The 23791-nt window shown below is 72.7% G+C and carries 27 protein-coding genes, 2 tRNA genes and 1 other RNA gene; 14 read left to right on the plus strand and 16 right to left on the minus strand.

Annotated features, from left to right (window positions below):
* Positions 1-309 (minus strand): YbaB/EbfC family nucleoid-associated protein, encoded by a 309-nt coding sequence (locus ACLQ27_RS12030; RefSeq protein WP_234583305.1) that lies wholly within the window; start codon positions 307-309, stop codon positions 1-3.
* 237 nt (positions 310-546) lie between these two features.
* On the opposite strand from ACLQ27_RS12030, the gene ACLQ27_RS12035 reads away from it, so the two are divergent.
* Positions 547-1227 carry a DUF998 domain-containing protein gene (locus ACLQ27_RS12035; RefSeq protein ID WP_425866748.1) on the plus strand — a complete coding sequence of 227 codons (681 nt, stop codon included), beginning with the start codon at positions 547-549 and terminating at the stop codon, positions 1225-1227.
* Between the two features lie 15 nt (positions 1228-1242).
* Here ACLQ27_RS12035 and ACLQ27_RS12040 read toward each other — a convergent pair whose 3' ends face one another.
* Positions 1243-4242 (minus strand): DNA polymerase III subunit gamma and tau, encoded by a 3000-nt coding sequence (locus tag ACLQ27_RS12040; protein ID WP_425866750.1) that lies wholly within the window; start codon positions 4240-4242, stop codon positions 1243-1245.
* 189 nt (positions 4243-4431) lie between these two features.
* Positions 4432-4521: signal recognition particle sRNA small type (gene ffs / locus ACLQ27_RS12045), an RNA gene on the minus strand.
* 82 nt (positions 4522-4603) lie between these two features.
* Between ffs and ACLQ27_RS12050 the strand changes: the two genes are divergently transcribed.
* Positions 4604-4688 (plus strand) — tRNA-Ser (locus tag ACLQ27_RS12050).
* Between the two features lie 77 nt (positions 4689-4765).
* Positions 4766-5602 (plus strand): class I SAM-dependent methyltransferase, encoded by an 837-nt coding sequence (locus ACLQ27_RS12055; protein ID WP_425866752.1) that lies wholly within the window; start codon positions 4766-4768, stop codon positions 5600-5602.
* Between the two features lie 20 nt (positions 5603-5622).
* Here the strand turns inward: ACLQ27_RS12055 and ACLQ27_RS12060 are convergent, their stop codons facing one another.
* Positions 5623-5859 carry a flavin reductase gene (locus ACLQ27_RS12060; protein WP_357498706.1) on the minus strand — a complete coding sequence of 79 codons (237 nt, stop codon included), beginning with the start codon at positions 5857-5859 and terminating at the stop codon, positions 5623-5625.
* Between the two features lie 199 nt (positions 5860-6058).
* Here ACLQ27_RS12060 and ACLQ27_RS12065 point away from each other — a divergent pair, with 199 nt between their 5' ends.
* Together ACLQ27_RS12065 and ACLQ27_RS12070 are read left to right on the plus strand one after the other, a co-directional pair.
* Entirely contained in the window at positions 6059-6826 is a 768-nt protein-coding gene (locus tag ACLQ27_RS12065; RefSeq protein WP_357574928.1) for a helix-turn-helix domain-containing protein, read from the plus strand.
* Positions 6817-7008 carry a DUF397 domain-containing protein gene (locus tag ACLQ27_RS12070; RefSeq protein WP_357574927.1) on the plus strand — a complete coding sequence of 64 codons (192 nt, stop codon included), beginning with the start codon at positions 6817-6819 and terminating at the stop codon, positions 7006-7008. The genes ACLQ27_RS12065 and ACLQ27_RS12070 overlap by 10 nt, the downstream gene beginning before the upstream one ends.
* 5 nt (positions 7009-7013) lie before the next feature.
* On the opposite strand, the gene ACLQ27_RS12075 is transcribed toward ACLQ27_RS12070, so the two are convergent.
* Positions 7014-7658, minus strand: a complete 645-nt coding sequence (locus tag ACLQ27_RS12075) for a DUF1349 domain-containing protein (RefSeq protein WP_425866754.1) — start codon at positions 7656-7658, stop codon at positions 7014-7016.
* 99 nt (positions 7659-7757) lie between these two features.
* Here ACLQ27_RS12075 and ACLQ27_RS12080 point away from each other — a divergent pair, with 99 nt between their 5' ends.
* Positions 7758-8312 (plus strand): hypothetical protein, encoded by a 555-nt coding sequence (locus ACLQ27_RS12080; RefSeq protein WP_425866756.1) that lies wholly within the window; start codon positions 7758-7760, stop codon positions 8310-8312.
* 93 nt (positions 8313-8405) lie between these two features.
* Entirely contained in the window at positions 8406-8900 is a 495-nt protein-coding gene (locus tag ACLQ27_RS12085) for a hypothetical protein (RefSeq protein ID WP_425866843.1), read from the plus strand.
* Positions 8901-8963: 63 nt separating this feature from the next.
* Here the strand turns inward: ACLQ27_RS12085 and ACLQ27_RS12090 are convergent, their stop codons facing one another.
* A complete protein-coding gene (locus tag ACLQ27_RS12090) occupies positions 8964-10574 on the minus strand; it encodes a carboxylesterase/lipase family protein (protein ID WP_425866758.1) in 1611 nt (536 codons plus the stop codon).
* A gap of 167 nt (positions 10575-10741) precedes the next feature.
* On the opposite strand from ACLQ27_RS12090, the gene ACLQ27_RS12095 reads away from it, so the two are divergent.
* Positions 10742-11677, plus strand: a complete 936-nt coding sequence (locus tag ACLQ27_RS12095) for a TetR/AcrR family transcriptional regulator C-terminal domain-containing protein (RefSeq protein ID WP_425866760.1) — start codon at positions 10742-10744, stop codon at positions 11675-11677.
* A 4-nt stretch (positions 11678-11681) separates the two neighbouring features.
* On the opposite strand, the gene ACLQ27_RS12100 is transcribed toward ACLQ27_RS12095, so the two are convergent.
* Positions 11682-12314 (minus strand): TetR/AcrR family transcriptional regulator, encoded by a 633-nt coding sequence (locus ACLQ27_RS12100; RefSeq protein WP_425866761.1) that lies wholly within the window; start codon positions 12312-12314, stop codon positions 11682-11684.
* A 130-nt stretch (positions 12315-12444) separates the two neighbouring features.
* Here ACLQ27_RS12100 and ACLQ27_RS12105 point away from each other — a divergent pair, with 130 nt between their 5' ends.
* The gene (locus ACLQ27_RS12105) at positions 12445-13194 is read left to right on the plus strand and encodes an SDR family oxidoreductase (protein ID WP_357574922.1); all 750 of its coding nucleotides are present in this window, start codon (positions 12445-12447) and stop codon (positions 13192-13194) included.
* A gap of 56 nt (positions 13195-13250) precedes the next feature.
* Here the strand turns inward: ACLQ27_RS12105 and ACLQ27_RS12110 are convergent.
* Positions 13251-13337: transfer RNA gene (locus ACLQ27_RS12110), tRNA-Ser, on the minus strand.
* Between the two features lie 75 nt (positions 13338-13412).
* Here ACLQ27_RS12110 and deoD point away from each other — a divergent pair.
* Positions 13413-14120, plus strand: a complete 708-nt coding sequence (gene deoD / locus ACLQ27_RS12115) for a purine-nucleoside phosphorylase (RefSeq protein WP_030328147.1) — start codon at positions 13413-13415, stop codon at positions 14118-14120.
* Between the two features lie 172 nt (positions 14121-14292).
* Here the strand turns inward: deoD and ACLQ27_RS12120 are convergent, their stop codons facing one another.
* Genes ACLQ27_RS12120 through ACLQ27_RS12135 form a run of 4 tightly spaced genes read right to left on the minus strand, consistent with a single transcriptional unit; the run spans position 14293 to position 17820 of the window.
* On the minus strand, positions 14293-15507 hold the full coding sequence (locus ACLQ27_RS12120) for an ABC transporter permease (protein ID WP_357574921.1): 1215 nt from the start codon (positions 15505-15507) through the stop codon (positions 14293-14295).
* Entirely contained in the window at positions 15504-16214 is a 711-nt protein-coding gene (locus tag ACLQ27_RS12125) for an ABC transporter ATP-binding protein (RefSeq protein WP_425866764.1), read from the minus strand. The genes ACLQ27_RS12120 and ACLQ27_RS12125 overlap by 4 nt, the downstream gene beginning before the upstream one ends.
* Positions 16211-17299 carry a peptidoglycan-binding protein gene (locus tag ACLQ27_RS12130; RefSeq protein WP_425866766.1) on the minus strand — a complete coding sequence of 363 codons (1089 nt, stop codon included), beginning with the start codon at positions 17297-17299 and terminating at the stop codon, positions 16211-16213. Before ACLQ27_RS12130 ends, ACLQ27_RS12125 begins: the two co-directional genes overlap by 4 nt.
* The gene (locus ACLQ27_RS12135; RefSeq protein WP_357498682.1) at positions 17296-17820 is read right to left on the minus strand and encodes a hypothetical protein; all 525 of its coding nucleotides are present in this window, start codon (positions 17818-17820) and stop codon (positions 17296-17298) included. Before ACLQ27_RS12135 ends, ACLQ27_RS12130 begins: the two co-directional genes overlap by 4 nt.
* A 129-nt stretch (positions 17821-17949) precedes the next feature.
* Between ACLQ27_RS12135 and ACLQ27_RS12140 the strand changes: the two genes are divergently transcribed.
* Complete coding sequence (locus tag ACLQ27_RS12140; protein WP_357498680.1) at positions 17950-18606, plus strand: response regulator transcription factor; 657 nt, start codon at positions 17950-17952, stop codon at positions 18604-18606.
* Positions 18603-19766 carry a sensor histidine kinase gene (locus ACLQ27_RS12145; RefSeq protein ID WP_425866769.1) on the plus strand — a complete coding sequence of 388 codons (1164 nt, stop codon included), beginning with the start codon at positions 18603-18605 and terminating at the stop codon, positions 19764-19766. The genes ACLQ27_RS12140 and ACLQ27_RS12145 overlap by 4 nt, the downstream gene beginning before the upstream one ends.
* A gap of 122 nt (positions 19767-19888) precedes the next feature.
* Here ACLQ27_RS12145 and ACLQ27_RS12150 read toward each other — a convergent pair whose 3' ends face one another.
* The 4 genes from ACLQ27_RS12150 to ACLQ27_RS12165 all read right to left on the minus strand — a co-directional run bounded on the left by ACLQ27_RS12150 (position 19889) and on the right by ACLQ27_RS12165 (position 21849).
* Positions 19889-20449 (minus strand): nucleoside deaminase, encoded by a 561-nt coding sequence (locus ACLQ27_RS12150; protein ID WP_425866844.1) that lies wholly within the window; start codon positions 20447-20449, stop codon positions 19889-19891.
* An 85-nt stretch (positions 20450-20534) separates the two neighbouring features.
* A complete protein-coding gene (locus ACLQ27_RS12155; RefSeq protein WP_234583233.1) occupies positions 20535-21062 on the minus strand; it encodes a tRNA adenosine deaminase-associated protein in 528 nt (175 codons plus the stop codon).
* A gap of 117 nt (positions 21063-21179) precedes the next feature.
* Positions 21180-21347, minus strand: a complete 168-nt coding sequence (locus ACLQ27_RS12160; RefSeq protein ID WP_167626078.1) for a hypothetical protein — start codon at positions 21345-21347, stop codon at positions 21180-21182.
* A 112-nt stretch (positions 21348-21459) separates the two neighbouring features.
* A complete protein-coding gene (locus ACLQ27_RS12165) occupies positions 21460-21849 on the minus strand; it encodes a hypothetical protein (RefSeq protein WP_425866771.1) in 390 nt (129 codons plus the stop codon).
* Positions 21850-21911: 62 nt separating this feature from the next.
* Here ACLQ27_RS12165 and ACLQ27_RS12170 point away from each other — a divergent pair, with 62 nt between their 5' ends.
* Both ACLQ27_RS12170 and ACLQ27_RS12175 read left to right on the plus strand, forming a co-directional pair.
* Positions 21912-22673 carry a M23 family metallopeptidase gene (locus tag ACLQ27_RS12170; RefSeq protein ID WP_357498673.1) on the plus strand — a complete coding sequence of 254 codons (762 nt, stop codon included), beginning with the start codon at positions 21912-21914 and terminating at the stop codon, positions 22671-22673.
* Between the two features lie 29 nt (positions 22674-22702).
* Positions 22703-23773, plus strand: coding sequence for a PHP domain-containing protein (locus tag ACLQ27_RS12175; protein WP_234583230.1), 1071 nt, complete (start codon positions 22703-22705; stop codon positions 23771-23773).
* The last annotated feature ends 18 nt before the right edge of the window (positions 23774-23791 follow it).

Below are 23791 nucleotides of genomic sequence, written 5' to 3' on the forward strand. Positions count from 1 at the left end.
TCAGAAACCGGGCAGGCCGAGGCCGCCCATGCCGCCGGCGACCGGACCCATCTTGCGCTCGGTCAACTCGCGCGCGGCCTCGGCGGCGTTGTGCACGGCCGCGACCACCAGGTCCTCAAGCGTCTCCACGTCGTCCGGGTCGACGGCCTTCGGGTCGATCTTGATGGACTTCAGATCACCGGAGCCGGAGACGGTAGCGGTGACCAGCCCTCCGCCGGCGGTGCCGGTCAGCTCGGCCTCGGCCAGCTCGGCCTGGGCGGCGGCGATCTGCTGCTGCATCTTCTGCGCCTGCTTCAGCATCTGCTGCATGTTCGGCTGTCCACCTGGGCGCACGGATGGCTCCTTCTCGCACTCGTCTGCTCGGCCGCCGACCAGCCTAACCGCTGGGACCGACCCCGCCCCGCCCGGTGCGTCCGCCCACGCCGGGCCGTGCCGGGGCTTTACCGCCGCCCGCTCGGACGACCTGCGAGGTATGGCTGGCACCACCGGGAACCGGCCATCTGCGGGTAGTGCGTCGGCACCCCCCGCGCTGGTCTGCTCGACAGCATGAACCTCAACCCCACGGGCCGGGTCGGCGCACTGTGCTGGGTGATCGCCGCACCTGTCTTCCTCGTCGCCAGCCTGGTCACCGGCCTGCGCTGGCGCGAGCCGGCCTACAGCTGGGCCAGCCACAACATCAGCGACCTCGGCAACGTCCACTGCGGCAGCTGGGACACGACCCGGCCCCGGTACGTCTGCTCCCCCTGGCACCCGGTGATGAACGCCGCGACGCTGGCCACCGCCGTGCTGCTCGCCGCCGGGCTCCTGCTGAGCTGGCGGACACTCGGTCGCGGCGCGGTGGTGCGCTCCGCGCAGACGCTGCTGCTGCTGGCGGCCGGCGGGTACGCCCTGGTGGCCCTCTACCCGGCGGACGTCGACGAGAACCTGCACGTCCTCGGCGCGTTCCTGATCATGGGGATGGGCAACATCGGGCTGCTCATCGCCGGCTTCGCGCCGCCCACCACGGTGCTCGGCCGGTGGCGGGCGCTCACAGTTGCCGCTGGGCTGACCGCGCTGGCGGGGACCGTGCTGTTCTTCGCCCAGCAGGGCCTCGGGATCGGCGTGGGCGGCATGGAACGCGTGGCGGTGCTGCCCTTTCCGGTGTGGGCCTGCTGCCTGGGCGCCCTGCTCGCGGAAACCCCGCCCGTCAACGTCGCCCAGGAACCCGCGAGCCACATCGCTTCATGATCGGCGGGCCGGGTGTCAGCGGGCGTCCACCTCGTCGATCTTCTCGGCGCCGAAGGTCTCCCGGAGCAGCCGTACCGCCTGTTCCTCGCTGGACTCCCGGGCCGTCTTCTCGTCGATGACCTCGTCCAACGGTTCGTCGCCCGGGTCGAACCCCTCATAGGTCGGTACCGCCGCCGGCGCCCCGCCACCCGCGCGCCTACCGCGCTGCGGGCCGTCGAAGTCCGGGTCGTAAGGCGGTTCGCCGGCCCATTCGGCGTCCGCGACGGGCCGGGCCGCCGATGCGGTACGCGCGCCGCGCCCCGCCGCCGCCGCTCGGGCGGCGGCGATGGCGCTGCTCACCGGTGCGCCACCGGCTGACGCCGGCTGCCGGGCCCCCGGCGTCGGGTGGGCCGCCCGCGCGTCCGGCTTACCGGTCACCGAGCCGGAGCCGCCGGGGCCACCACCGTTCGCCCCCGGGCCGGAACCGTTCGCGGCGCCGTTCGATCGGGTGTGGGCCGCGTCGGCACCGTTCACGCTTGTCGACGCGGGTACGGAGGCGGAGTCGCTGTCGTCCACCGCGGTGCCGCCCGGTCGGGCGGCCTCCGGCCAGTCCTCGTCATCGGTCGCCGGGGCGGCGGGAGCACTGCCACCGGGGCGCGCAGCCTCCGGCCAGTCGTCCTCGTCGTCAGCAGCCGCCGGGGTGTTCGTCGCGCCAGCCGGGGCGGCCGTGTTCGCCGAGGCCGGAGACACGGTGGGCGACGTGTTCGTGGGGGCAGATCGGACATCCGCCGGAGCAGTCGGCGCGGCGGCAGCCGGCGCGGCCGGGGTCTGGGTCGGCGTGCCCGGGGTCGGCATGGACGGCTGCGCGGCAGCGGTCGGCACGGTCGAGGTCGGTGCAGTCGACTGCGGGGCAGCCATCGGCGCGTTCGAGGTCGGCGCGGTCGGCTGCGGGGCAGCGGTCGGCGCGGCCGGGGTCGGCGCGGCCGGGGTCGGCGCAGTCGAGTGCGGGGCAGCGGTCGGCACGGTCGAGGTCGGCGCGCTCGGCTGCGCGGCAGCGGTCGGCGCGGTTGGCGCGGTTGGCTGCGCGGCAGCGGTCGGCGCGGTTGGCTGCGTGGTAGCGGTCGGGCGGGGTGGCGCGGCCGGCTGGGAGCGCGGCGGACCGGACAGCGACACGCCACCCCGCTCGCCGGCCACCTCGCAGCGGATCTGCCAGCGTCCGCCCAGCTCCTCGTAGAGCGCGTCGGTGAGCACCGCCGCGTGGTCGGCCATCATCTTGGCCAGCACCGTGGACTTCACCGTCAGCACCAGCATGTCGCCGTCGAGTTCGCGCACTACCGCGTCGCGCATGAGGGCGGCGATCCGCTTGTTGGTCCGGTTGACCTTGCCGACCACGTCGGGCCAGACCCGGCGGACGGCCACCGCGTCCAGTGCGGCGGCCGGCGCACCGGGGCGAGGCGGCACGGGTGTCGCCGGGTCGGGCAGCACGGCCGACGGCGGCACCACGCGACGCGGGGGCGTGCCCGGTCCGGCGGGCGAGACGGGTGCGGTGGCCGGGTCAGCGACGGCCGACGCACCGGGTGAGGCCGGAATCGGTGAGTCGGCGCCCGAGGGCGTGTACGAGGCCGGTGCGCCGGAAACGCGAGCGCCCGAGCCGGTGGCACCCGAACCCACCACGCCCGAGCCGGCGACGTCGGCAGCCCGAGCGCCAGGGGTCGGGGACGCGGTCGGGTCGACGTCCCACGGCGGTGCGGAGGTCGGGGCGTTCACTGGCGCCGGGGTGGCGGCAGCCGGGACCGGAGGGGCGTGCTGTGGGCGTACTCCTTGGGGGGCTGCTGACGCGGAGCCGGCGGTGGCCGACGGTGCGTCGGTGCCGCCCAGGGTGAGCCGGCGTTCCATCCGTTCGAGGCGCTGGAGGAGGCCGCCTGCGGAGTCGTCCACGCCGGGCAGCAGCATCCGGGCGCAGATCAGCTCCAGCAGCAGGCGGGGCGCGGTGGTGCCGCGCATCTCCACCAGGCCGTCGTGCACGATGTCGGCGCAGCGGGAGAGCGTGGCCGGGCCGAGCTGGGACGCCTGGGCGGCCATCCGCTCGATCTGGTCGGCGGGGCCGTCGATCAGGCCCTTCGCGGCGGCGTCCGGCACCTGCTGGAGCACGATGAGGTCGCGCAGCCGTTCCAGCAGGTCGGAGGCGAATCGGCGCGGGTCGTGCCCGGCCTCGGCGACCCGGTCGACGGTGGCGTACGCGGCGGCGCCGTCACCGGCGGCCAGCGCGTCGCACATCTCGTCGATCAGCGCGGCGTCGGTGACCCCGAGCAGCGCGGCGGCGCGGGCGTAGCTGACGCCCTCCGGACCGGCGCCGGCGATGAGCTGGTCGAGCACGGAGAGGCTGTCCCGGGCACTGCCCCCACCGGCGCGGACCACAAGCGGGAAGACCGCCGGTTCGACGGCGACGCCCTCGGCCTGGGTGAGCTGCTCCAGGTACGGGCGGAGGATCTTCGGCGGGATCAGCCGGAACGGGTAGTGGTGGGTCCGCGACCGGATCGTGCCGAGGACCTTCTCCGGCTCGGTGGTGGCGAAGATGAACTTGACGTACTCCGGGGGCTCCTCGACGAGCTTGAGCAGGGCGTTGAAGCCCTGGGTCGAGACCATGTGCGCCTCGTCGATCACGTAGATCTTGAAGCGGCTGCTGGCGGGCGCGAAGAACGCGCGCTCGCGCAGCTCACGGGCGTCGTCGACACCACCGTGGCTGGCCGCGTCGATCTCGATCACGTCGATGGAGCCGGCGCCGTCAATGGCCAGCGAGCGGCACGACTCACACTTGCCGCACGGCTCGGGGGTGGGGCCCTGCTCACAGTTGAGCGAGCGGGCCAGGATCCGGGCGCTGGAGGTCTTGCCGCAGCCACGGGGGCCGGAGAAGAGGTAGGCGTGGTTGAGCCGGCCGCTGCGCAGCGCCTGCGACAACGGCTCGGTGACGTGTTCCTGCCCGATGACCTCGGCGAAGGTACGTGGCCGGTACTTGCGGTAGAGCGCCAGCGTCACTCGTCCCGCCTCCTCTCGACCGAGCCATTCTGCGCCGGTCGGGCGCGGGTGACCACCCACCCCGCCGGGCAGCTTGGGTTACCCCGGGTTGCCGCGATTGATCGACTCCATCTCGGCGACGTGGCGGTATCCACGGCCCAGAACAGCCCCACCTCGGCGACCTGGAGTGGATCAAGGCCCCGGAGACAAAAAGGCCTCCCGTGCACCCGGCAGAGCTCGCTTATCCTTGCTGCCTTCCGGCCCTGGGGAGGTTCACGAGATACCGCCGCACGGGAGGTGACGCCAACCCTACCCGACGGCCCGTCGATCTTCAGGGGGTGGTGGGGTGGCCCGACCGACGGGGGCCTGTATCCTGGCTCGCGGAGGATTCGCCTAGAGGCCTAGGGCGCACGCTTGGAAAGCGTGTTGGGTTTACACCCTCACGAGTTCGAATCTCGTATCCTCCGCTCGCCTGAGCAGCAGCAACGCCCAGCAGACCGATAACCGGTCGGCTGGGCGTTTTTGTTGTGGTGTCATCGACGCCATGGCGGAGACCGCGTGGGAGTGGGACGAGACGTTGTACGCGGGCAGCGCCCGCCACTACAGCGTGGGCCGGTGGCCGTACCCGCCGGAACTCGCCGAGACCATCGGCAGCGCGCTCGACCTGGACTGCACCGGCCGCCTCCTGGACGTCGGTTGCGGCCCGGGGTCGTTGACGTTGCTGCTGGCGCCCCTGTTCGAGGCGGCGGTCGGGGTGGACGCCGACCGGGACATGCTCACCGAGGCGCAGCGGCGGGCCAGCGAGGCCGGGGTCACCACCGTCGAGTGGCGGCACCTGCGCGCCGAGGACCTGCCGGCCGACCTGGGTACGTTCCGGGTGGCCACGTTCGCCCAGTCGTACCACTGGATGGACCGGCCGTTGGTGGCCCGGCGGGTCCGCGACATGCTCGCGCCCGACGGGGCCTGGGTCCATGTCAGCGCCAACACCCACCAGGGCGTGAACGGCGACGACGGGTTGCCCTACCCGCGACCGCCCTGGCCGCAGATCACCGAGCTGGTCGCGCGTTACCTGGGGCCGATCCGCCGGGCCGGTCAGGGAGCACTGCCCGCCGGCACCCCCGGGGGCGAAGCGGAGATCATGCTGGCGGCGGGCTTCGCCGGCCCCACCCGACTGACCATCGAGCAGGGGATGGTCGTGGAACGGTCGGTGGCCGAGGTGGCCTCGGCGGTGTTCTCGCTGTCCAGTTCGGCGCCGCACCTGTTCGGCGACCGGCTCCCCACCTTCGAGGCCGATCTGCGCGACCTTCTGACGACGACGGCGCGAGATGGCCTCTTCGCCGAGCGCCGCCAGGACGTGGGCATTGCCATCTGGCGACCCTGAGGCCAGGTGAAGGCCGTCGGTCACCCGCGGGCGCGGGCCCAGGAGAGGAAGCGTTCGGTGAGCCGGGCCGGTTCCACGTCCCGGAGTTGTTCACCGGCCTCGGCCTGGAGCGTCGCGAGGTAGACGGCCAGCGCCAACCGGTCGTTGCGGTACTCGCCGAGCAGCCGCAGCTTCGCCGCCGAGCAGGGCCAGGCGATGCCGCACGCCGCGCAGCGCCAGGTGGGTCGGGTCGGTAGGTGGTCCCGGCGGCGGGGCATGGTCGAGCCTCCTTGGCGGTGGAAGGGAGTCGCCCCGCCCTCCCCGCCGGGGCGACCCCCTGACTGACGCAGGCCGCCGGGCTCTCACACCTCCACCGGCCACGCCGTCTTCTGTGGACCACCCTCGGCCGCGTAATCGGACAAGTACACCGCGTAGCGATATGGTTTCCAGATATTCGAGACATCCGATGGAGGGGCCGTGAACGACGCGCTGCGGGTGGCACTGAACGACACCGGGCACACCACCGAATCCCTCGCCGATACCGTCGGCGTCGACCCGAAGACCGTGGCGCGTTGGCTGACCGAGGGCCGCATCCCGCATCCTCGGCATCGGTTCGCGGCAGCGGAAGCCCTCCACAAGGACGTGTCGGACATCTGGCCGGACACTTCAAGACGTCGTGACCCCATCTGGTTTCGTCCGTGGCAGGAAATCGAGCGCGAGGCGGTGTCGCTGCGCTGGTTCGAATCGACGGTCCTGCCGGGGCTGCTCCAGACCGAGGCGTACGCCCGCGCGGTCCTCGGCGGCGCGGGCCTGATCCCGCCGAGCGAGATCGAGCGGCACCTCACCGTGCGGCTCAACCGGCAGGGCGTGCTGAAGCGGGACGACCCGCCGCAGTTCACGGCCGTCATCGACGAGGCGATCCTCCGCCGACCGGTGGGCGGCCGGGCGGCCATGCGCGAGCAACTGCTGGCCGTGGTCGCCGCCTGCGCGGAGCCACACATCCGGGTGCACGTGGTGCCCAGCGCGGTCGGCGCGTACGCCGGCCTCAACGGGCCGTTCGTGATCGCGCACAGCCACGATCACCGGGTCGCCGGCTACCTGGACAACCAACTCCAGGGACAAGTGGCTAGCGACCCCGACGACATCGCGGCCATGATGGCGGCATGGGAGAACGTGCGCGGCGAGGCGCTGTCGCACTGGCAGTCGGTCGATCTGATGACGGAAGTGGCGGAGACATGGAGCTGAACGGCGCCGTTTGGCGCAAGAGCAGCCGCAGCAGCGGCAACGGCGGCGCGTGTGTCGAGGTCGCCGACAACCTGCCCGGCGTGATCGGCGTACGGGATTCCAAGGACCCGAGCGGTCCGGCGCTCACCTTCGCGCCGACGGCCTGGCGGGCGTTCGTCACCCAGCTCGCCCGGGAGGCGTGAAGGCGTCAGGAACCGTCGCGGAGATCGGCGAGACGTTCGGGCCGGAACTGGATCTCGTCGAACGTCACGCTGCACCCGTCGCCGGTCGGTGACTGGCCCGCGAACCCGATCCGGTCGCGGGACGTGGCTCCGTCGAAACCGAACACGCGGATCAACTGCCAGGTCCGGCCGTCGAGTGCGGCGTGGTACGCGTAGACCCGGCCGATCCGGGAGACCCGCAGCCACACCGACCGGTCGGGAACGACGAAGGCGTTCGCGTCGTCGGCAACGCCCCGACAGATGACCGACACGATCATGGGCTCAGCCTCGGGTGAGAACTCGAAGCACAACTTTCCCCAGCACCGTTCGTCGCGCCAGAGCAGGAGCACCCCGGCGTCGAAGGTCGCTCCGAAGGCCACGCTGACCCGGGCGCTGAACTGGAAGTCGCCCTCCGGCGGCAGGTCGCCGAGCAGCGTTGCCGCGTTGAGCACGGGTGCCGGGCTCGGCGCGGTACTCTCGCCCGCACCGCCGCCGCTCGGGTCGATGAAGAGGTCCGTGCGTGGCTGCGCCGACACCGTGACCGCACCGGTCGCCTCATCGACCCGCCACAGCGCTGCGGACGAGGGCACGAGTGGCGTCGGCATACCCGGCACGGTCAGTTGATCAGCCATGCCATAGGAAGCTACACCGGTACCGTTCCAGAAACCGGCGGCACCCGGAGCCCGTCGTACACATGTTCTATCCACAGGCTGTGGACGGCGGAGGGTTCGATGGGTTACCAGCTCAGCGCGGTGGTCGCGGACGCGGACCTGCTCCGCGAGCAGACCGCCGAGCTGGATCACGCGGTCCTCGGCGAGCTGCGGCAGGATTTCGCGCTGCTGCCGATCACGCCGCAGTTGGTGGTGGAGCTGACCGGTTCGCTGCCGGATTACGCGACCGACGACCGCAGCGCCGCGCACCCGTTCGAGCTGGTGCTGTCGCCGGCGCTGGCCGACCTGGTGGCCCGCTGGTCGCGGTCGGGCCCGGTGGCGTACGTGGAGGCCGAGTTCGGCGGTGGCATCGGCCACCAGTCGGCCGCGGTGTGGCTGGGCGGCGCGCTGTCCTGGGGACCGCGCTTCGACGACGTCCTCGACGCGCCGCGCGAGGAGTGGCCGATCAACGCGGCGTTGGTCCAGCTCGGCGTCGAGCGGGGAGCGTGGATCGACCCGTTCGCCGAGGTGGGGTTGCACCTGGAGCGCAACACCGACGGCTGGCTGGCGCACGGACGGCGGCGACTCAGCGCCGACTACTGGGACGAGCTTGTCGAGCAGTGGGAAAACCAGTAATCCGGCGACGGGCAGCAACCTGAGCGGCCCCGTCCCGTTGGGGGACTGGGGGATTCCATGAAATTGCGACAATTCGCGTTTATTGCCATGCTGCTGACGGCTGCCTTGATCGCGGGCAGCGGCCCGCCACCGCCCGGCCCGATGCCACCGAACCGGCCCGCCGGCAACGTCGAGGTCATCGACCTGAACGGCCTGCGCAACATCGAGTTCGGCGACACCGAGGCCGAGCTGACCCGCCGGGGCGTCCTGCGTACCGACCAGGACGCCTGTGGGCCGGTGCTCACCGGCCACGACACGGTCAGCCCGGTCTTCATCGAGGACAGGCTGGTGCTGCTGTGGGTAGGTGACCCGATGCGCACACCGGAGGGCATCACCGCCGGCTCGCCGATCGACGAGGTCTGGGCCCGCTACCCGTCCGTCACGCGGTTGCCCGCTCCACAGGGGACGCACCGGCTCGACGGGCTGCTCGCCCGCAGCGGCGACCGCGCGTACCTGTTCCTGCACGACGGGCGCACGGTCCGAAAGACCATCGCCGGGTACGCCGACTGGGCCCGCCGCCTCTTCGACGAGGGCGCCGCCCCCTGCTGACCGGCCGCCCGCGGCGGCGCGACGGGCGGTCGGTCCACGTAGGACCGACCGCCCGGCGCGATGTCAGCCGCGCAGCGACCGCCAAAAGTCGTACGAGTGCGCTGCCGCGAAGTCCGTCGCGCCCGACCCACCGCCGGCCAGGACCCGCACGTACCCGCCGCGGTCGCGCAGCCGGGGCCACCCGGGCCGACCCGTCCGGGCGAAGTCGCTCCAGGCCCGGACCATCTCGCCGGAGAGCCGCCGCTGGGTGGGTGTGAGCGCCTCGGCGTAGTCGACGTCGAACAGGTACGGCAGTTCGGCGCAGTGGTACGCGCCGGTCGGGAAGGTCGGCTCCGGTCCCTCGGCGAAGAACGGCGCATCCTCGTCGGCGAACTCGTACACGTACGTCGGGACCGTCCGGGCGAACGCAAGCGCGGCCGTGAAGATCGGCTCCGCGTACGCCTGATCGGTCCACACGGCCCCCAACGCCTCGCTGGCGGAGCGTGTGTCGTCGCTCGGATAGCGGGCCAGCACCTCCTGGGCCCGCTCGCCGAACATCGCGCGTACCTGCTCGCGGTACCTGTCGTCGGTGAGCGGGCACGACTCGGGCTCCTGCCCGGGCGCGGGCGGCCGGGGGCAGTTCATCCCGCTGCGTTCCATCCCCCACACCTGGAGCGTGGACTCGTCGCGGTTCGTACCGGTCAACACCGGCACCGGGTGCAACCGGCCGTTGACCAGCGCGTTCGCCGGATCCACCGGCAGGGTACGACCGTCGACCACCGGGCCCAGGTCGACACCCGCGCCCGGGTAGCCGACCGCGTCGACGAGCGTGGCGGCGTCCCGCGCCCGCAGGCAGGCGGCGAGCACACCGGGATCGGTGCAACCCACCCGCCGGGTGAACTCCCGCGCCGCCTCGACCGCCTCCGCCCGGGTCTGAACGGGGTTGGCGCACGAGTTGCTCTGCATGATCGCGCGGTGGAACAGGCCGGCGGAGCCGGGCGCGGCGAGGTGGGCGCAGACACTTGTCGCGCCGGCCGACTGGCCGGCGAGGGTGACGCTGCCCGGGTCCCCGCCGAAGGCCGCCGCGTTGCGCCGCACCCAGCGCAGCGCCGCCTGCTGGTCCTGCAACCCGTAGTTGCCGGTGGACCCGTCCGGGCCAGCCAGCGCCGGATGCGCCAGAAAGCCGAGCGCACCGAGCCGGTAGTTCACCGTGACGACGATGAGATCCCCATCGGCGGCCAGCCGCTCCCCGCCGTAGGCGTCACCCTGGCCGAACCGGAAGTCGCCGCCGTGCAGCCACACCAGCACCGGGCGCGGCGTTCGAGCGGAGGTGCGGGGCATGGTGACGTTGAGGTAGAGGCAGTCCTCGGACGCCGACGCGTCGTCCATCGGCAGTCCCTTCAGTTGCGCGCAGGCGGGGCCGGGTCGCGTCGCGTCGCGTACGCCTGTCCACTGTGGGCCCGGTCGCGGCGGGGCCCAGCGCAGCGCGCCCAGCGGCGGACGCGCGTACGGGATGCCCTCGAACGTCAGGTGATCCCCCGCGACGGTCCCCCGGAGGGCGCCCTGGTCGGTCCGCACCACGGCCGCGCCGTGTCGGTCGGCGGCCCCGGCGGCCGGACCGGCCGCCGTCCCCACCGTCGCTGCCACGAAGATCGCCGTCGCGACGACCCACCGGCGGTACGGGATGCTGGTCATGAAAGTCCCCCATCATCGAATGCTGTACGGCGTACGCGTCGAGCATCGCGACTCGGTGAGGGCTCGACCAGACAGCTCTAGTGCACCCACAGGCCGCCCTCGGGAAGGGTCGACGGACGGGGCCAGGTGCTCTAGTGCGCTAGGCTCCGGCCGACGGAAGGACGGCCGTGCCGGAGATCGACGAGTCCACACCTCCGTACCTGCGCATCGTCGCGGAGCTACGGCAGCGCATCGCGTCCGGTGAGCTGGGTCCCGGTGACCGGGTGCCGTCCACCCGCCAGTTGGTCCGGGAGTGGGGTGTCGCCATGGCGACCGCGAGCCGCGCCCTCACCGCGCTCCGGCAGGAAGGCCTGCTCCGAGCGGTGCCCGGCGTGGGCATGGTGGTCGCCGGCTCGGGGCCCGCGCCGCCCGGCCGGGGCGGCCGGGCCGAGGTGCGCCGCGGCCCCGCCCACGGGGTGACCCGGGACCAGGTGGTGCGCACGGCCATCGGGATCGCCGACTCCGAGGGGCTGGCGGGGCTGAGCATGCGGCGCATCGCGACCGACCTGGACGTGCCGACCATGTCGCTGTACCGGCAGGTCCGCGGCAAGGAGCACCTGCTGTTGCTGATGGCGGACGCTGCCTTCGCCGCGCATCGGGTGCCCGGCACGCTCCCGCCCGGGTGGCGGGCCCAACTGGAGCTGCTCTGCCGGCTGCAGTGGTCGATCTACTGTCGACACCCCTGGCTGGCCCAGGTCATCTCGCTGACCCGCCCGCTGATGGCACCGCACGCCGTCGCGCACACGGAATGCGCCCTGCGCGCCCTCGCCGGATGTGGCCTGGACCCGCATACCCAGCTACACCTGGTGGCCGCCCTGGCCAACCACGTACGGGGCGCGGCGGTGACCCTCCAGCAGGGGGCCGAGGCGGAACAGGACACCGGCCTGACCGATGACGAATGGATGGTGGCTCAGGCCGACGTGTTGGGCCGGCTGCTCGCGGCTGGCGAGTTTCCGTACCTGGCCCGGCTCTCCCGGTCGGCGATCGACCTCACCGTCGACAGCCTCTTCGAGTTCGGGCTGCAACGGCTCCTCGACGGGATGGCGGCGCTCGTCCGACCGTGAGCGGTCAGGCCGGGCTGTCCGCGGGCGCGGGACTCCGCGCCCCGGACACGGCGGCGAACCCGGCGAGCGCGATCTCCGCCGTCTGACGCAGGTCCTCCCGAGCCACCCCGGCGGCGGCGTGTATCGCCTGCCCCTCGGTGACGCTCATGACGAAGCGGGCGAGCGCGGCCGGATCGGCGTCGGCGGGTAGGTCGCCCTCGGCGACGGCGCGGGTGAACCGGTCGGCGAGAGCCAGCTCACCGGCCAGGCGGCTGCTGGCGAGGAACCCGACGACGGCCGCGTTCTCGCTGGAGCAGGCGGTGCCGCCCTGGATCGACAGGCAGCCGGCCGGCCGGTCGGGCCGGGTCACGGCGAGCACGTTCTCGCGCAGCAGAGTGGCGACGACCTCGTACGCGGTGGGTTGGGCGAAAGCGTGCCGCGCGTACTCCATGTCCTGTTCGGCGTAGCGGGTCACGGCCTTGCGGAACAACTCCTCCTTGCTGCCGAAGGCGGCGTAGAGGCTGGGCTTGTTGATGCCCATGGCGGCGGTGAGGTCGCTCATCGAGGCGCCCTCGTACCCCTGGCGCCAGAACACCTCCAGCGCGCGCTCCAGCGCCTCGTCGGCGTCGAAGCCGCGCGGTCGCCCTCGTTGTGGCACGAACCACCACCTCCCGCGACTTATCCTACCCGCGCCTGAACCGATCGGTACAGAAATTTGCGGCGCAGGTCAGCGGTTGCTACGGTCGGATCAGTACCGCTCGGTACACAATTCGTGAAGGAGATCAATCGTGGGACAGCTCGACGGCAAGACCGCCCTCGTCACCGGGGGCACCACGGGCATCGGCCTGGCCACCGCCCGCCGCTTCGCCGCCGAAGGCGCGTACGTCTTCATCACCGGCCGCCGTAAGGGCCCGGTGGACGAGGCCGTGGCCAGCATCGGCGCCAACGTCACCGGCATCGCCAGCGATGTCAGCAAGCTCGACGACCTGGACCGGGTCATGCGGGCGATTGAGGAGCGGGGCGCCGGGCTGGACGTGGTGTTCGCCAACGCCGGCGGTGGGGAGTTCCGTTCGCTCGACTCGATCACGGTCGAGCACGTCGCCACCACCTTCGACACCAACATCTACGGCACCATCTTCACGGTGCAGAAGGCCCTGCCCCTGCTCAACGAGGGTGCGTCGATCGTGCTCACCGGTTCGACGGCCGCCAGCAACGGCACCCCGGCGTTCAGCGTCTACGCCGCGTCCAAGGCGGCCATCCGCTCGTTCGGGCGGACCTGGGCCGCCGAGCTGATCGGCCGGAAGATCCGGGTCAACACCCTGGTGCCCGGCTCGACCGAGACACCGGGGCTCGCGGGCCTCGCGCCCAGCCCCGCGGAGGCTCCCGGGCTGCTCCAGGCCATCGCCTCGGGCGTGCCCATGCAGCGCATGGCCCACCCCGACGAGATCGCCAACGCCGCGCTCTTCCTCGCCTCCGACCAGAGCAGCTTCATGACCGGCGGCGAGCTCTTCGTCGACGGCGGCGAACAGCAGCTCTGACGCGAAAACGCCCGGTCGATCCTCGCGGATCGACCGGGCGTTTCTGCACTACAGAGCGGTGGCGGAGGGATTTGAACCCTCGGAGGGCGTTAACCCTCACACGCTTTCGAGGCGTGCTCCTTAGGCCGCTCGGACACGCCACCGCCGACGAGGGTACAGGACCGCCGGTTCGGACGCCGAACCGGTATCGCCCGGGCCGGCCTGGCAGGATCTTTGCCATGAGTACGCACATCGGCGCGAAGCCGGGCGAGATCGCCGAGCGGGTCCTGATGCCGGGTGACCCCCTGCGGGCCAAGTGGATCGCGGAGACCTACCTCGAGGGCGCGACCTGCTACTCGACGGTTCGGGGCATGCTGGGCTTCACCGGCCGCTGGAACGGCGTCGAGGTCTCGGTCCAGGGCTCCGGCATGGGCATGCCGTCGGCCTCCATCTACGCCCACGAACTGATCAACGAGTACGGCGTGAAGACGCTGATCCGCGTCGGTTCCTGCGGTGCCCTCAGCACCGACCTGCAACTGCGCGACGTGGTCGCGGCGATCGGGTCGTCCACCGACTCGAACATGAACCGGATGCGCTTCGACGGGCTGATCGACTACGCCCCGGTGGCCGACTTCGGTCTGCTGCGTACCTCGGTCGAGGTGGCCGAGCGGCGCGGCATCAGCATGCACGTCGGCCCGATCCTGGCGGCGGACGCCTTCTACACCGACCGGCCGGACCTCTACGACACGCTCGCCGACTACGGCGTGCTGGCGGTGGAGATGGAGTCGGCGGCGCTCTACACGATCGCCGCCCGCTTCAAGGCCCGCGCGCTGACCGTGCTGACCGTCAGCGACCACATCAAGACCGGCGAGAAGACCACCTCGGAGGAGCGCGAGCAGACGTTCAGCCAGATGGTCGAGATCGCGCTCGACACGATCATCGCCTGACCCGTCCCGGCGGGCGGTGTCACTGCCGAGAGCGGTATGACTCAGAGGAATATTTATTCCTCTGAGTCATACCGCTCTTCGGCATCACGCCAGGGCCGAGCCGCCACGCCAGCTCAAACCGCGCCACGCCATCCCGAGCCACGCCACGCCAGCCCAGACCCCGCCACAGCGGTCAGACGGCCGCGAGTGCCTCGGTCGGCGCGAGGCGGGCGGCGCGCACCGCCGGGTAGAGGCCGGCGAAGCCACCGATGACCAGGGTCGCGGCCACCCCGCCGAGCATCGCCCACGCCGGCACCACTGTCGGCCAGCCCTGCGACAGGGCGTATCCCGAGGTGACCAGGATGCCCAGCAGCACCCCGCCGATCCCGCCGAGCGCGGAGAGCAGCAGCGACTCGGCGAGGAACTGGGTGCGTACCTGACCGCGGGTCGCCCCCAGTGACCGGCGGAGGCCGATCTCGGCCCGTCGCTCCAGCACCGAGATCACCATGGTGTTCGCCACGCCGACCCCTCCGACCAGCAGGGCGACCGCCCCGAGGCCCAGCAGCAGCCCGGTGAACGCGGCGTCGGTCGCCTCGGCGGCGGCCAGCGCGTCGGAGGGGCGGGACACCTCCACCTCGTTCGGCGCCTCCGGGTTGGCGGTCGCGCCGAGCACCGACCGCACCGCCTCGACCTGCGACTCCCGCGCCCTGGTGTAAACGGTGGTGGGGTGCCCGTCGAACCCCAGGTAACCGGTCGCGGCGGACCACCCGACCAGCGCCGACGTGTCCAGCTCCGGGGCGAGCGGTGCGGCCGCGAGCACGCCGACGACGGTGAACCACCGTCCGCCCAGCCACACCTGCACCTGCGGATCGGCAGTGGTGATGCCGAGCCGCTGCGCGGCGGTGGCACCCAGGACCACCGCCGGATAGCGGGCGGTGGCCTCGTTCAGCCAGGTGCCGCTGGTCAGCTCGGCTCCGACGGTGCCGAGCAGGTCCAGTCGTGCCGCCCGGGTGGCGATGCCTCCGGTCTCCGCCTCCGGGATCCGGTCGGAGCGGTAGACCTTGGCGTCGGAGACCTGCCCGGTGGCGGACACCTGCGTGACCGGGCCGATCCGGCCGATCATGGCGATCGACTCCTCGGGCAGCTGCGCGTCCGCGCCGAACAGGGTGTTGCCCGGCTCGACGGTGAGCAGGTTGGTGCCGAGGGCGTCGAGCGCGCGGTCCAGCTCGGCCCGGGACGACGAGGAGATGCCGACGACAGCGATCATCGCGGCGATGCCGATCGCGATGCCCAGCGCGGAGAGGAACGCCCGCAGTGGGCGGGTCCGCAGGCCAACCCCGCCCACCCGCAGAACGTCCGCCGGACCCATCCGGGCCGGGACGAGCCGCGCCGGCGTGGCCGTCGTCATCGGACGCCTCCGCCCGTGGCGAGGGCCGTCGCGGCGGCCGAATCGTGCCGCACCGAGCCGTCCCGCATCCGTACCTGCCGGGGCAGGCTCTCCGCGATCTCCCGGTCGTGCGTGATGACCACCACAGTGGTGCCGGCCCGGTGCAGCTCGTGCAGCAGGTCCAGCACCCCGGCGCCCGAGGCGGAGTCCAGGTTGCCGGTCGGCTCGTCGGCCAGCAGCACCGCCGGCTCGCCGACCACCGCCCGGGCCACCGCCACCCGTTGCCGTTCGCCGCCGGACAGCTCGTGCGGCCGGTGCCCGAGTCGGTGGCCCAGACCGACCCGGACCAACGCGGCCTCCGCGCGTTCGCGCCGCCTCCGCAGGGGTACGCCGGCGTAGAGCAGACCGTCGGCCACGTTGTCCACGACCGGGACGCCGTGGGCCAGGTGGAACTGCTGGAACACGAAGCCGATCCGGGTGGCCCGCAGCGCCGACAGCTCACGGTCGGTCAGCTTCGCCGCGTCGTACCCGTCGATGAGTACGCTGCCCGACGACGGCCGGTCCAGGGTGCCGATCAGGTGCAGCATCGTCGATTTGCCCGACCCGGACGGGCCGACGATGGCCACCAGTTCGCCGTGGCCGACCCGCAACGAGACGTCGTCCAACGCCACCACACCGCCGGCGTAGCGCTTGCTGACCCGGTCGAGGAGGATCACGTCACCGCTCATTTCGGCATCACCACGGTCATGCCCCCGGTGATCTCCGAGCCGCTGACCTCGACACGACCGTCGGCGAACAGTCCGGTGGTCACCGCGACGATCCGGCTCGCGTCGCCGTCGACGACCTCGACGCCGTACCCGCCCTCGGCGAGCGCGAGCAGCGCCGCCACCGGGACGGTGAGCACGTCACGTCGCTCGGAGGCGGTGAACGTCACGTCGGCGCTGGCCTGGTCGAAGCCGGCGAGAGCCTTCGGGTCGGTGACGGCGACCGTCACCTCGATCTTCGTCTCGGCCTCGCCGGACTGCCCGTTGGCACCTGTGGCACCGGCCTGGACGACCGTCTCGACAGTGCTGACCGTGCCGCCGACCGACCGGCCGTCCGGCAGCTTCACCGTCACCTTCGCCTTCGGCTTGGCCAGCCGCTGGTCGTCCACGTCCAGGTCGACGGTGACCACCCGGCTGGTGCCGGTGTAGGTCAGCACCGCCTGACCGGGCTGGGCGACGGCACCGACGTCGGCCTGGTGGCTCTCCACCCGGACCTCGCCGTCGGCGTACACGACGCGCCCCGGCTCGACCCGGCCGGTCTCGGGCAGGCCGAGGTCCTCCTGCCAGTCACGGACCGCGTCGGCGGTGTCGCCGGTGTACTCGTCGTCGACCGTGAACCCGGTGTAGCCCAGCGCCTTGAGGTTCCGCTCGAACTGGGTGACGTCCGGACCCTCCACGCCGGGCGTGAGCGTCCGGTACGCGGGCAACCCGCCGTAGAGGAGCACCACCTCCTCGTTGTCGACGAGGTAGAGCGCCTTGCCGCGCCGCACCGTCGACCCGGTCGCCGGCACCCCGGTGATCGTGCCGCCGAGTCGACTGGTGGCGGTGCGGGTCGTGCCGTACCCCAGTTCGCCGTCGGCGGTCTGCGCGTCGGCGAGGGTCTGTCGGGTGATCACGGCGGTGGCCGTCGGCGCGCTGGCCTCGGCGGCGTCTCCGGTGGAACCGCCACCGAAGCCGATCGCGGCGACCGCGCCCACGGCGGCGACCAGCAGGACGACGCCGCCGGCGACGGCGGCACGCAGCCGGGAACGCCGGACGCCACGGGTCACCGTCCGCCTCCGAACTGCGGCGCGTACTGCCGGCACTTCTCCAGCGCGGCCTTCATCGTCGGATCACCGATGTCGAACGCCTTGCCGGCCTTCGGAATTTGGATCCGGCCGTCGGCGTCCGGGTCCGGGAAGTCCGGTACGCCGTTCTCCCGCATGCACTTGGCCAGGGTGCGCATCTGCTCGGCCTGCTCCGGGTTGAGCTGTGGGCCCTGCCCACCGTTGGGCAGCTTGTCGCGACACTTCTCCATGGCCGCCTGGACCTTCTGCTGGTCGACGTCCGCGCCGAAGCGGAACCCCGGGCGACCGCCCGGCTCCGGGTCGGGCATGTCCACCCCGTTCTCGCGCATGCACCGGGCGAAGTCGAGCTGCCGCTCCGAGTCGCCGACCCCGGCGGCGCTCGCCGAGGCGCCGGTCTTCGCGCCGCCGGCCGTCGCGACCCCGCCACCGTCGTCGCCTCCCGCACGGCACCCGGCCAGCGCCAGGGCGAGCAGGACGGGCACCACGAGCACCTGTCGTCGCATGGTGTTCACCTCCGCTGGTGTCCGGCGTGGCTCGCCGGACGTCGGACCCAGTGCACGGCAGAGCGCGTATCCCGGGCGTAACCGTGCGCGGTTATGCCGCAGTTACCGCGCCCCGGGGACCATGGACACGTGAGAGTGCTGGTGGTCGAGGACGAGAGCGTGCTGGCGGACGCCATCGCCGAGTGGCTGCGCCGGGAGTCGTTCGCGGTCGACGTGGCGTACGACGGCGACGCGGCGTTGGAACGGCTCGGTGTCAACGAGTACGCCGTCGTGGTCCTGGACCGGGACCTGCCGGTGGTGCACGGCGACGACGTGTGCCGGGCGATCGTGGATGCGGGCGGCGAGACCCGGGTGTTGATGCTGACCGCCGCGGCGGCGGTACGGGAGCGGGTGGCGGGGCTCGCGCTCGGGGCGGACGACTACCTGACGAAGCCGTTCGCCCTGGTCGAGCTGTCGGCACGGGTGCACGCGCTGACGCGCCGAGCCCGCCCGGCCGCGCCTCCGACCCTGCGCCGCGCCGGCATCCAACTCGACCCGGCCCGCCACGAGGTACGCCGCGACGACCGGCACGTGGCCCTGTCCCGCAAGGAGTTCGCCGTACTTGTCGAGCTGCTGCGCGCCGACGGCGCGGTGGTCTCGGCCGAGGACCTGCTGGAACGTGCCTGGGACGAGCACATCGACCCGTTCACCAATGTGGTCCGGGTGACGGTGATGAAGCTGCGCCGCAAGCTCGGCGACCCACCGGTGATCGAGACGGTGCCGGGAGCGGGGTACCGGATCCGATGAAACGCCTCACGATCCGTGCCCGCCTCACCCTCATCTACGGCGGCCTGTTCCTGCTGGCCGGCATCGTCCTGCTCGCGGTCACGTACGTGCTGGTGGACCAGCGGATGCCGCAGCCGTTCGGGGTGAGCCTGCGCGACCTGCCGAAGGTCGGGGTGACCACTCCCAGCTCGGGTAGCGGACAGAACATCGAGATGCTGCGGTCCCTGGTGGAACAGGCGCAGGACGAGGCGAAACGCAGCGCGCTGGAGTCGCTGCTCACCCAGGGCGGCATCGCGCTGGTCGTGGTCTCGGCGGCGGCGATCGCGTTCGGCTGGCTGCTGGCGGGCCGGGCGTTGCAGCCACTGCACCAGGTCACCGACACCGCGCGGCGGATCGCCGGCGCGGACACCGCCGGTCGGGGCCTGCACGAGCGGATCGCCCTCGTCGGCCCCCGCGACGAGGTCCGCGAACTCGCCGACACGTTCGACGAGATGCTGGAACGGTTGGACCGTTCGTTCGACGGGCAGCGGCGGTTCGTGGCGAACGCGTCGCACGAGCTGCGTACGCCGTTGGCGCTCAACCGCGCGCTGGTGGAGCTGGCCATCACCCGTCCGGACGCGTCGGCGGAGACCCGCCGGCTGGGCGAGTCACTGCTGGCGGTCAACGAGCGGCACGAGCGGCTGATCGACGGCCTGCTGACCCTGGCCGACTCGGAGAACGAGCTGACCGACCGTACGCCTGTCGACCTGGCCGAGGTCTGCGCGCACGTGACCGACCAGGCCGGCAGGCAGGCGCCCGACCTGCCCGTGCACCTGTCACTCGCGCCGGCTCCGGCCAGCGGCGACCCGGTGCTGTTGGAACGGCTCACGTTCAACCTGGTGGAGAACGCGCTGCGGCACAACCTGGCCACCGACGGCTGGGTCGAGGTGCGCACCGGGCTCGTCGGAGGCCGGCCCACGCTCACGGTGACGAACACCGGCCCGGTGATCGCCGGCTACGACGTGGAGACCATGTTCCAGCCGTTCCGCAGGCTGTCCCGGGAGCGGGTCGCGGGCGCCAGGGGTTTCGGCCTGGGGTTGTCGATCGTCCGGGCCGTGACGCGTGCCCACGGCGGCAGCGTCGACGCGCAGCCCCGCGCGGGCGGTGGCCTGACCGTCACGGTGACCCTGCCCCCACCGTGACCACCCGACACAGCCGCGCGTGGCCTGGCAGCCCGCGGTTCGGCGGCCGGGGACACTGACTGCGTGAGCCGCCTCTCCCGGCCACGCGACCGCCAGCGGCGGCCGGGAGAGGCCGCGCGGCCTCAGCGGAAGAAGGCGCGCAGGACGGCTGCGGTCTCGGTCCCCAACACGCCGCCGTAGACCTCGGGGCGGTGGTTGAGCCGGCGGTCGCGCAGGACGTCCCAGAGGGAGCCGGCCGCGCCGGTCTTGGGCTCCCAGGCGCCGAAGACGACTGTGGAGATCCGGGCCAGCACCAGCGCGCCCGCGCACATGGTGCACGGCTCCAGGGTGACCACCAGGGTGCAGCCGTCCAGTCGCCACCGGCCGGTGCGCTCGGCCGCACGGCGCAGGGCAAGCACCTCGGCGTGGGCGGTGGGGTCGCCGGTCAACTCCCGCTCGTTGCGCCCGATCGCCAGCTCGGTGCCGTCCGGGCCGTAGAGCACCGCACCCACCGGCACGTCGTCCACGTCGGCCGGGCCTGCGTCGTCGTCGGCCGTCGGGCCGGTGACGGCGACCTCCAGGGCCCGGCGCATCCACAGCTCGTGCCGCTGCCGCCGCCCGAGGTCACCCGGGTCGGCCAGCTCCTCGTGCGCGCCCGGGCCGGCCCGACCCACCGCGCCGGGCGTCGGCTGCCCCGGGCGCATCGTCTCCAACAGCGGATCGGTGGCGTCGGCCGGCTCCGCGCCGCCCGCGGGGACGAACCCACCGTGTGCTGCCGACCCGGCGGGGTCAGACCTCACGCAGCTCCTCGACCTCGTCGGCGCAGCCGAGCACCTCGCAGATCTCGGCGGTGACGTCCGCCGGCAGCATCCCCTCGGTGGCGCAGAGCGTCAGCAGCTTCTGCGCGGAGATGCCCAGGTTGGCCAGCAGGTCGGCGTCGCCCACCGGATCGGCCTCCGGATCGACGGCGGGCTGCTCGCTCTCGTCGTCGCCGCCGGCGGCAGGGCGGGGCTCGTCGTCGCCGTCGAGCCCGGTCACGGACGTCTTCAGGTCACCGACCAGCAGCTGACCGAGCCGGGACTCCTCGGCGAACGCCGAGTCCGAGCCGAACACCCGCAGATCCTCGCCCTCGTCGAGACGCAGGATCACCAGGTACGCGTCGTCGGCCTCGACGAACAGCAGCGACACGTCGGCTTCCTGGTCGACGTCGCGCAGCCGGTCGGCGACCTCATCGATGTCGGTGGCGCCCCGCAGGCTGACCTCGGCGGCGGTCCAGCCACTGTCGTCACGCACCACGGCCGCAGCGAAGTACGACACGGTTCCCCCAAAAGCCCTCGGCACAGCGCCGACTCGTCAAGGGTGCACGTTAGCCGGTCGGGTCGGCAGGCGACCGGTCAACGCCCCGAGACGCCGGCCAAACCTGACAAAGTCGGATCAGCCGGCTACCCGACGGCGGGTGGCGATGAGCTGGCGCAGACGCTCGGTGCGCTGTCGCTGCGGCCGGCTGCGCTGGCGTACCGCCCGAGCGCCCGCCAACTCGGCGAGCAACTGGAGGCGGCGGCGGTTGCGATCCGGGTCCTGCCGCGGGGTGGTCCAGGCCATAGTGCCGAGGGTGCCGAGTATCGACAGCCACGTCAAGACGGCGTTCGCTACGCAGCCAACCGGGCACGCGCCGCAGTCGTCGGGCGCCGGATCCGGGCCGGTCGGAACACGTTCACCACATCGGCCAGTCACCGCTGGTCGCCCAGCGGACCGCCACCACGGCGGCGGCGATGCTCCAACCACCAGCGGTGACGATGGCCACCCCGGTGGCCACGCCGCGATCGCCGTAGCGGACCAGCACCAGAGCCGTCAGCCAGGCCAGCAGGCCGGCCACCACAGTCCACCACGCGTACCTGGCGACGTCGGTGCCCAGCAGCCCGAACAGCAGCAGCCAGGCAGCCGCCGCGCCACCTCCGGCGGCGACACCGCCGCCGGTCACCGGGTGCGGTTCGCGGTAGGTGGGTCTGGTCGGCGGCCCGGCCGGAAAGAGCCCGGACGGGGTACGCGGCACCGGGCGGGCGGGACCGGGATCCGGGACGGGGTCGGGTCGGGCGATGGTCATCGGCTGCCCTCCCCTCACGCGCGTCGCTCGTGCCCACGGTACCGGTCTGTCAGGATGACCGAATGCCCTCGCCGACGATCGGTCGCCGCGTGCGTCCGGCGTACCCGATCCTGTTGCTGCTCGCCCCGGTGCTGGCCGCCGGCTGCGCGACCACCCGGCCGGGTGTGCCGCCGACCGGCGCCGCGCCGTCGTCGTCGGCGGTCTGGGAGACCGGTGAGCAGCCGGCGGCGCCGACGGCCACACCGACGACACGCCCGGCCAGCCCGACGCCGTCGTCGGCCAGACCGTCGCCGACCGCACCCCGCGCCGGGCTCCGGCACGTTTTTCCGGTACGCGCCGACAACGTGGATTACCACACGACGCACGGGGCGTACCCGGCGACTGACGTGTTCGCCGACTGCGGTGAGCCGTTCGTGGCGGTGACCGACGGCAAGGTCCTGGAGGTGAGTCGTGTCGACAGGTACTCCAAGAGTGGGCCGCAGGGCCCGAACAACGGCGGCCTGTCGGTGTCGCTGCTCGGCGACGACGGCGTGCGCTACTACGGCTCGCACCTGAGTGTGGTCGGCGCCGGCGTCGAGGCGGGGGTTCGGGTCCGTGCCGGCCAGCAGCTCGGCAAGGTGGGCCGCACCGGCAACGCCAACAACGTCTGTCACGTGCACTTCGGCATCTCGCCGCCGTGCACGGGCAAGGACGGGTGGTGGATCCGGCGCGGTGTGCTCTGGCCGGCGCGCTATCTGGACTCGTGGCGGCGCGGCGGCAACCGGGAGCCCGCCGCCGAGGTGACCGCGTGGCAGCGCGAACACGGCTGTCCGAAGGCTCCCTGACGCGGCTCGTACGCACTAGGTTCGGTGGGATGAGCGCCCGGGACCCCATTGCCGACCTGCGCCGGATCGCGTTCCTGCTGGAGCGTGCGAACGAGGCCACCTACCGGGTGCGGGCGTTCCGTTCGGCGGCGAAGGCGCTGGCCGGCCTGCCGGCGGCCGAGGTGGCCGAGCGGGCCGGCAACGGCACGCTCACCGAGCTGGCGGGCGTGGGGGACGTGACGGCCCGCTGTGTGGCGGAATCCCTGGCCGGCGAGGAACCGGTCTATCTGCGCCGGCTGGTGGCGACCGAGGGCAGCGACCTGGACGCCGAGGCCACGGCGCTGCGCGCCGCCCTGCGCGGCGACTGCCACACCCACTCGGACTGGTCCGACGGCGGCTCCCCGATCGAGGAGATGGCGCTGGCAGCGGTGGAGCTGGGCCACGAGTACCTGGTGCTCACCGACCATTCGCCCCGTCTCACTGTGGCACGAGGGCTGACCGCCGAGCGGCTGCGCCGGCAGCTCGACCACGTGGCGCAGGTCAACGCGGCGCTGCCGGAGGGCTTCCGGATCCTGACGGGGATCGAGGTGGACATCCTCGCCGACGGCTCACTCGATCAGGACGACGACCTGCTGGCCCGGCTGGACGTGGTGGTCGGCTCGGTGCACAGCGGCCTCAAGGACGAGCGGGCGAAGATGACCCGCCGGATGCTGGCGGCGGTCGCCAACCCGCACCTGGACATTCTCGGTCACGTCACCGGGCGGATGGTGTCGTCCCGGCCGGCGGGGGTGACCGGCCCGGGTGATCGGGGGCACCGGGCGCGGACCAGGAACGAGAGCGACTTCGACGCGGACGCGGTCTTCGCAGCCTGCGCCGAGCACGACACCGCCGTTGAGATCAACTCTCGGCCGGAGCGGCAGGACCCGCCGAAGCGGCTGATCCGCCGCGCCCTGGAGGCGGGCTGCCGCTTCGCGATCAACACGGACGCGCACGCGCCCGGTCAGCTCGACTGGCAGCGGTTCGGCTGCGAGCGGGCGGCCCGCTGCGGCGTCCCGGCCGACCGGGTGGTCAACACCTGGTCGGCCGAGCAACTGGTGAAGTGGACACGCGACCGGGCCTGACCAGCGGCCCGGTCGGGG

Origin of the sequence: Micromonospora sp. DT63 (assembly GCF_049841615.1) — a bacterium.
Taxonomy (GTDB): domain Bacteria; phylum Actinomycetota; class Actinomycetes; order Mycobacteriales; family Micromonosporaceae; genus Micromonospora.

Bases quoted from the DNA above. Each gene is read 5' to 3' on its own strand.
- ACLQ27_RS12030 (WP_234583305.1), bottom strand. From the start codon at position 309: ATGCAGCAGATGCTGAAGCAGGCGCAGAAGATGCAGCAGCAGATCGCC.
- ACLQ27_RS12035 (WP_425866748.1), top strand. From the start codon at position 547: ATGAACCTCAACCCCACGGGCCGGGTCGGCGCACTGTGCTGGGTGATC.
- ACLQ27_RS12055 (WP_425866752.1), top strand. From the start codon at position 4,766: ATGGCGGAGACCGCGTGGGAGTGGGACGAGACGTTGTACGCGGGCAGC.
- ACLQ27_RS12060 (WP_357498706.1), bottom strand. From the start codon at position 5,859: ATGCCCCGCCGCCGGGACCACCTACCGACCCGACCCACCTGGCGCTGC.
- ACLQ27_RS12070 (WP_357574927.1), top strand. From the start codon at position 6,817: ATGGAGCTGAACGGCGCCGTTTGGCGCAAGAGCAGCCGCAGCAGCGGC.
- ACLQ27_RS12075 (WP_425866754.1), bottom strand. From the start codon at position 7,658: ATGGCTGATCAACTGACCGTGCCGGGTATGCCGACGCCACTCGTGCCC.
- ACLQ27_RS12080 (WP_425866756.1), top strand. From the start codon at position 7,758: ATGGGTTACCAGCTCAGCGCGGTGGTCGCGGACGCGGACCTGCTCCGC.
- ACLQ27_RS12090 (WP_425866758.1), bottom strand. From the start codon at position 10,574: ATGACCAGCATCCCGTACCGCCGGTGGGTCGTCGCGACGGCGATCTTC.
- deoD (WP_030328147.1), top strand. From the start codon at position 13,413: ATGAGTACGCACATCGGCGCGAAGCCGGGCGAGATCGCCGAGCGGGTC.
- ACLQ27_RS12120 (WP_357574921.1), bottom strand. From the start codon at position 15,507: ATGACGACGGCCACGCCGGCGCGGCTCGTCCCGGCCCGGATGGGTCCG.
- ACLQ27_RS12125 (WP_425866764.1), bottom strand. From the start codon at position 16,214: ATGAGCGGTGACGTGATCCTCCTCGACCGGGTCAGCAAGCGCTACGCC.
- ACLQ27_RS12135 (WP_357498682.1), bottom strand. From the start codon at position 17,820: ATGCGACGACAGGTGCTCGTGGTGCCCGTCCTGCTCGCCCTGGCGCTG.
- ACLQ27_RS12145 (WP_425866769.1), top strand. From the start codon at position 18,603: ATGAAACGCCTCACGATCCGTGCCCGCCTCACCCTCATCTACGGCGGC.
- ACLQ27_RS12150 (WP_425866844.1), bottom strand. From the start codon at position 20,449: ATGCGCCCGGGGCAGCCGACGCCCGGCGCGGTGGGTCGGGCCGGCCCG.
- ACLQ27_RS12160 (WP_167626078.1), bottom strand. From the start codon at position 21,347: ATGGCCTGGACCACCCCGCGGCAGGACCCGGATCGCAACCGCCGCCGC.
- ACLQ27_RS12165 (WP_425866771.1), bottom strand. From the start codon at position 21,849: ATGACCATCGCCCGACCCGACCCCGTCCCGGATCCCGGTCCCGCCCGC.
- ACLQ27_RS12170 (WP_357498673.1), top strand. From the start codon at position 21,912: ATGCCCTCGCCGACGATCGGTCGCCGCGTGCGTCCGGCGTACCCGATC.
- ACLQ27_RS12175 (WP_234583230.1), top strand. From the start codon at position 22,703: ATGAGCGCCCGGGACCCCATTGCCGACCTGCGCCGGATCGCGTTCCTG.